General features: G+C 38.6%; 3 protein-coding genes. 2 read left to right on the top strand and 1 reads right to left on the bottom strand.

Annotation, left to right across the window (positions count from 1 at the left end; all coding sequences use genetic code 11):
- Positions 1-211: 211 nt before the first annotated feature.
- Positions 212-664, top strand: coding sequence for a hypothetical protein (locus tag HP439_RS18090; RefSeq protein WP_172391734.1), 453 nt, complete (start codon positions 212-214; stop codon positions 662-664).
- Positions 665-729: 65 nt separating this feature from the next.
- Here the strand turns inward: HP439_RS18090 and HP439_RS18095 are convergent, their stop codons facing one another.
- Positions 730-2,682, bottom strand: coding sequence for a glycoside hydrolase family 172 protein (locus tag HP439_RS18095; RefSeq protein WP_172391735.1), 1,953 nt, complete (start codon positions 2,680-2,682; stop codon positions 730-732).
- Between the two features lie 311 nt (positions 2,683-2,993).
- Here HP439_RS18095 and gdhA point away from each other — a divergent pair.
- Positions 2,994-4,266: NADP-specific glutamate dehydrogenase (gene gdhA / locus HP439_RS18100; RefSeq protein WP_172391736.1), on the top strand; the 1,273-nt coding region annotated here is incomplete at its 3' end.

The following is a 4,266-nucleotide window of genomic DNA, read 5'->3' on the forward strand; positions in this document are numbered from 1 at the left end:
ACTTTTCTATTTAACATAATATAAATTATAAGACAAATAACAATCGTTACTTATTGCTCTAATTACCCGGTATTTCAACATTATATTGTTATTTGTAGTTATAGATGTTCTGAAGATTATTGTTGGTTACCTTCAACACGTTTAATTGTGTGTAATTAATTACAACATTTATGACTCTCGATCGTTTAGTGATAAACAACAATCAACTATTATGGCTACAATCGAACAACGGATTGAACAACTTGATAAGCAGTTCGGATTTAAGAAAAACCCGGAAGATTTCAATTTTGAACTTAATCCTGAAAGAATTGCGTATAAAAATGAAGCACTAAGAACTGCTAATCGTGACCTGTATTCAGCATACTTAGCGGATCGCTATCCTAATGAATTAGCGCACGAAATGACTAGTTTTGATGAACTGTCTAGTAAGCTAAAGCACATTACTAAAGACGACGCTAAGCAGTTGTTTTTGGATAAGAAAATTAATTTGTTGAAAAGCGATTTTAGTTACCGCGATCAAGATGCTATATTTCAAATGAAATCCGTTAATGACGAAGACTTGAATTGGCATTTAGAAGGTCATGAAACAGATTTATTAAATGTAAGCTCAACACCGCAGGAAGCACTGGAAGGAAAATCCAATATCTGGTTGATCCAATCTTAATCATATTAGACATTCGTAACTAACCAGATGTTTTTGAACTCAACGTTAGTTACGAATGTGCTATTCTATTGGTTATCAATTCGTTCTAAATGTATCCTATCGAGTTCAAATACGCTCTTCTCTCCTCCTTCTTCTCGCACATGTAACGTAATGGAGTTCGTTTGATTTGTGATGTTTATCAAACCTATTTGCTCTTTTTCTACTTTACTCTCGACTGCTGCGCGTGTAGATTTCCAGTCCGAAATTTTCTTTTGACGTTGCCATATTGCAAATTCTCCCCCTTTTTCCTTCATCTGGTACGATACGGATAATTTATATGTGCCTTCAGGAATGTCATTTAACGCGACTTGAACTGTATGATGCCCGTCGGAGAATATTTGTAGGCCGCGATCTTGTTTTACCTCTGCTCCCCCTCCTAGTGTTATTTCCATGAGTTGAGGGAAATATTCGTGAATTGTTGGTACGTATACTTCACGGAGCTCGTCCGTCGGCGCTACCTTGTTTTCTAGTGGTTGTGCGCCATAAAACATGGCGACTGAGGTATAGTCGACGGGAAACTCATTCCCTTCGGGTCCGTGCTCTATTACATGATTAATCTGTTCTTCAAATGGCATTTTATCACTCATAAACAATCGATAGCCTCCTGTTCTGGCCATTGGTAAACTATAAGCTAGCGATCCGTGAATAGGAAGACTTATTCCCCGGTCCCAACGATCGAGCAAAGCATACCAACCTCCGTTATAGTAGTCTTCAGAACCGGTACCATGCAGTCGTTGTTCTCCGTCTACGATAGTCTTATCGTCGCCCTCGAAGAAAAGTGTCATGCCAGCGCGAAGCCCTTGTGCCCAATGTATCGTTCCGACATAATGGCCTTTCCCGTTCAACTTTAAAAACTCATAGTATTTTCCTTTATCCGGAACTTCCCTGTGCCATACTGCGTAAAATTTGCCTTCTAATTCGGGTACACGTGCTATTGCGGAATGATAAATTTTTACTTTCACAGAAATAGGTGATTGTGTTGTTTTTGAGCGTTTTTTGTAAATCAATTTGATTTCAGCTGAATTGTCAAAAGGCATGGGTAGATAACTATAGTTTAATTCTTCTCTTGTGCCTAATAACAAACTACGCATTGCTTTTTTACCATAAGCATAACCAAAAAAATCCGCCAGAGGGGCATAAATAGCCTCGGTGCCTTCCTCGTCCCATCTTGCAGAAAGTAGAATATCTTTTTGTAATCCTTCGAATGCAGTTCCGCCGTCGATTTCTATTCCAACGACTCTTCCTCCTTGTTGAATGTCAAAAATAGTTTCTTCATTCCCTGGTTCAAGGATGATTTGCTTTTCTGTGAGTCGGATCTCTGAGGATCTTCCCTTAGTGAAACGGTCAATTGTCGGTGCAGGCTTTTCGTATATACTGGAAACTTCTTGAATTTTCTCTTTTTCATTTTCTGAAAAATTCCCTGTCCAAGACGTCACGTCAGTTTTTGGTAATTGTCGATATTGAATCTGATGGAATAGCATTTTCTTACCTTCGAAAACTATCTTAAGTGACTTTTCGTATGGAATAGGCATATATGTATAGAAACCTCCGATTTCGTTCCCCGAAATCCCTTTAAGAAAAGGAAAGACAGTTCCCGAAAATAAGTCGGAAAAACGAATCCTTAGTCTAGCCCGTTTTTCGCCGTCGAAATAGAAAGCTAACGTATCATCATTTGGTGTCGGGGTCCATATTCTGTTTACGACGCCGGGGCCCTTTAAATCAGCAATTACAAGATGCTCGCCTTCTTTTCGGACAAACGAATGTGTTCCTTCAAACCCATCGTCGTTTTTGCCGGTACGGTCGTAGCTTGATACTTGTTCAATTATCTGGTTTGTTCGGTATTCAGGCAGCAAGTCTGCCCGAATAAGATTATCTAATTCCTGTTGTAGTAGGTATTTATCTTTTTGTCCAAACGCCTGAAGGCTCCCTATTGACAACAAAAGAGTCATAAAGACGGAAACAATAGCAAGGTTTTTCATATAGTGTGGTTTTTTGTAGTTATTTATGCTAGGACAGTTAACTTAATCGATTAAGCAGTTCAAGATACGTAATTCTAGAGAAATACGATTGCAATATTTCGGGCTAATATCTTATTTTGAGATACAGTCGTTGGTGCCGTATTCAAATTAGTCATAATATTGAGCGTAAATGGGAAAGCCTATTCCTGATGAAGAAACATTGAGTCGTTATAAGAAAAAGTAGTAACAAATTTGAGGTGACTGCCGTAAAAGTCAGTTAAATTTAATACATTCGCAATAATAATCTATGTTGTTAAAAACTTTATCATAAAATGTCGATCAACTTTAAAAGTTTCATTAAATACGTTGAAGAGCGTAATCCTAATGAACCGGAATTTCTACAAGCGGTAGCAGAAGTAACAGAGGATTTAATACCCTATATTAACGAAAAACATCCTACTTGGGCAGATTTGAAAATACTTGAACGTATAGTAGAACCTGAGCGCGTGGTTTCTTTCCGAGTAACATGGTTGAACGATAAAAATGAAGTTCAGGTAAATCGGGGATACCGAGTACAAATGAATAGTGCTATTGGACCATATAAAGGTGGTTTGCGCTTCTCTCCTACGGTAAATTTAAGTATTCTGAAATTTTTGGCTTTTGAGCAAGTATTTAAGAATAGTTTGACTGGTATTCCAATTGGCGGAGGAAAAGGTGGGTCCGATTTCGATCCCAAAGGAAAGTCAGATATGGAGATTATGCGTTTTTGCCAAAGTTTTATGACAGAATTGTATAGGCACATTGGCGCAGATACGGACGTTCCTGCTGGGGATATCGGTGTTGGTGGACGTGAAGTTGGTTATATGTTTGGACAATATAAGCGTATCCAAAACAATTTTACCGGTGTATTAACTGGAAAAGGTATAAATTGGGGTGGTTCACATATTCGTCCAGAAGCGACGGGCTATGGATTACTATACTTCGTAGAATGTATCTATGATAATTTAGATGAAGAGATAGCCGGTAAAACCATTACTATATCGGGGGCTGGAAATGTAGCGTATTACGCAGCCGAAAAAGCAATCCACATGGGTGCTCGAGTAATTACTCTTTCGAATAGCTCAGGAACGCTACATGATCCTGAAGGACTGTCACTTGAGAAGCTTGCCTACGTTTCGACTTTAGGTAGGGATTTAGAAAAATACACTAAGAAATATAAAACAGCATCATTTCACGCAGATAAGCGCCCTTGGCAGTTTAAATGCGATATTGCTTTGCCTTGTGCGACACAAAATGAGTTAAATGAAGACGATGCAAAACTGTTAATTAAAGGTGGATGTAAGTGTGTTGGTGAAGGCGCGAATATGCCGTCGACTGCTGAGGCTATTAAAGCATTCCATAAAGCAAAAATTCATTTCGCCCCTGGTAAGGCTGCAAATGCCGGAGGGGTCGCTGTATCCGGTCTAGAAATGTCCCAAAATAGTCTAAGACAACAATGGTCTAGTGGAAAAGTTGATGATCGCCTTAAAGGTATTATGCTAAACATTCATAAGACCTGTGTTAAATATGGCAAGGAGGATGATGGATATATAAATTATCTAAAAG

The sequence above is a fragment of the Sphingobacterium shayense genome (assembly GCF_013179575.1).
GTDB classification, from domain to species: Bacteria; Bacteroidota; Bacteroidia; order Sphingobacteriales; family Sphingobacteriaceae; genus Sphingobacterium; species Sphingobacterium shayense.